A 2075-nucleotide genomic window follows, 5' to 3' on the forward strand; every position below is an offset into this window, starting at 1 on the left:
AAGTCCCAACGCTCTCCATTCATAGAAATAGCGCTGGACGGTCGAGCAGGGTGGAAAATCCTTCGGCAGCATCCGCCATTGGCAACCAGTTGTGGCGATGTAAAGCAGGGCATTCACCACCTCTCGCAAATCCGTGGTCCGCGGGCGGCCCAAGCGGCGCGGCATTGGCAGGAAAGGCTGAACCAGACCCCATTCCCGATCCGTCATATCGCTTACGTAGCGTGCCGTTCGCCGGGCATATTGCCGACGGGTGATTTTGGTCCAGGCCATCGTGTTCTCCATCGAATCTCGCAAATCCGAAGGAATCATAACCTGTTGAAATCACCCACCTCTTTTTGAGGCAGCCTCTGAGCTTAGAACTGCACGTGCCAGTTTCCCGGCATGCAGCTCAAGCCTCTGCTAAGCCCTCAGCGACGAGAGCCACCGGTTCCGGTGATAATAAAAGGGAGTGGGATCGTGGATCGAGCTTATCCGCTCGTGGCGAGGGTTGGTGTCGCCGTAGGGCGAAGTAACCATCCCACGCCGGATCGAATGGATTGGCGTCAGCCCGTACCCTCGCCGTTTGAGTGACGATAATCCTCCGATGCATTTCCCGGGTGTGTCCCAGATGGTCCGGTCCACCCCGGGTGTTCTCTTTCCTCTATTTTCCGTTACTCGCTTCACGGCCAATGCCTTGCCGCTGAACGAGTGGGTCAGCAGCCGTTGTAAGGCTTTTACCTTGCCCCAGCGGCGTTCCCGAACTGCTTTCGCGATACGCACTTGCAGCCGCCGCACGGATTGTCGAACCTTGCTCCAGTCAATCTGGTTCCAGTCCGCCGTTCCGCGGGAGGCTGCACCAGTCATTTTCATGACCGCCATTTGCTTTTCCTCCTGTAAGGGTTCTGCCTGTTCTCTCGCGATGAGAGACCAGTCGGAAGTCTGCTCCCTTTCGGGCGGGGTGATGTTGGTTGCCCATAACCCCTATCCGCGCCATTGCAGCACGGCCTTCGCTTTCTCCAACATCCTTTACCCGCACCTCCGACAGCGTTCCTTGCGGTCGGCCTGCCCGTTGCCGGGCGGGGATACGGGCTTACCGTGTTTCACTTGAATAACAGGAGCGGGTTAGACCCTGCCTTTTCGCCGGCGGTCATGTTGTCCGTGTGCTTCCAAACTAGCGGGAAGCATCCGACCGTGCACCTTTTGGTTCAAGCCTGTCAGCATCTTTGGCTTGTTCTCGATGACGACGAGTACAGCAGTTCACTTGAGTTGGTCATACCGCCCAGCCTAGCGCCCGATCCGCGTCGATGCTCGCAGATGATGCCTCCACCTCACGGCTTCCGCACGGCCCGAGGGCCCGGCTACATTGTCCCGGCAGCTTCACACCGGATTGTTGCCAATCCCGCATGTGCCGGTAGGCTACAGACGACGGAACGTCAGGTTCTCTGCGTGGTTTTTCTCCTTTCCCTTTCGAACAATTATTCAAGCGACTTCACGTCGCACCGAGCTCTTCGAGCTGTAATTCAGACGCGCCGTGCGCTCGGACCTCTGACCGCGCAGTTCGCGCCGGAGCTTTTCGATCGCCAGTTCCAGACTGACGATCAGCGCCTCGCTGTCCGACAGCATGGCCTGTGCATTGGCAGCTTGGGCCACCGCGATGTCCCGCTCGGCGGCAACGACATCGCGTTCGGCCTGAAGGATCGCACGCTCGGAAAGCAGCGCCCGATAGGCGCTTGTAAGGTCCGCAGGAAGATCGGAGGGCTTCGATACCATGAGCCATCTGATCAGATTCACTCAACATTTTCAATATAATAATGCTATCCGACCTTCGTCGGACGAGAGGTTTCCTGCGGATGGCGCCAATCAATTCCGGACAACAAATAAGAAAGCTGCGCAGGCGATATCGCTATCGCGCCGCCTTCCGCAGACGGCCAGACGAACCGCCCGCGGTCTAACTTTTTGGCATAAAGCGATAGTCCGACACCGTCATGCCATAGGGCCTTGATCAATCGACCATTTCTCCCGCGGAAAACAAAAACGTCGCCCTGGAACGGATTGCGGCTAAGCCCCTCTTGCACGATGAGAGCCAACCCCTGCAT

The 2075-nt window shown here is 57.8% G+C and carries 3 protein-coding genes and 1 pseudogene; all 4 read right to left on the minus strand.

Features of this window, described 5'->3' with window-relative positions; genetic code table 11:
* The coding region (locus QD461_RS36555; RefSeq protein WP_414091631.1) for a transposase at positions 1–270 on the minus strand (270 nt) is incomplete at its 3' end.
* Between the two features lie 129 nt (positions 271–399).
* On the minus strand, positions 400–858 hold the full coding sequence (locus QD461_RS36560; protein ID WP_051043303.1) for a reverse transcriptase N-terminal domain-containing protein: 459 nt from the start codon (positions 856–858) through the stop codon (positions 400–402).
* 642 nt (positions 859–1500) lie between these two features.
* Positions 1501–1749, minus strand: a pseudogene (locus QD461_RS36565) (IS66 family transposase); the annotation flags it as partial.
* A gap of 44 nt (positions 1750–1793) precedes the next feature.
* The coding region (gene tnpB / locus QD461_RS36570) for an IS66 family insertion sequence element accessory protein TnpB (protein ID WP_414091632.1) at positions 1794–2075 on the minus strand (282 nt) is incomplete at its 5' end.

The sequence above is a fragment of the Rhizobium sp. BR 314 genome (assembly GCF_047445805.1).
Classification (GTDB): Bacteria; Pseudomonadota; Alphaproteobacteria; order Rhizobiales; family Rhizobiaceae; genus Rhizobium; species Rhizobium lusitanum_B.

What these genes read in the sequence shown, in the direction of transcription:
- QD461_RS36560 (WP_051043303.1), bottom strand. Translation starts at nt 858, where the DNA reads ATGGCGGTCATGAAAATGACTGGTGCAGCCTCCCGCGGAACGGCGGAC.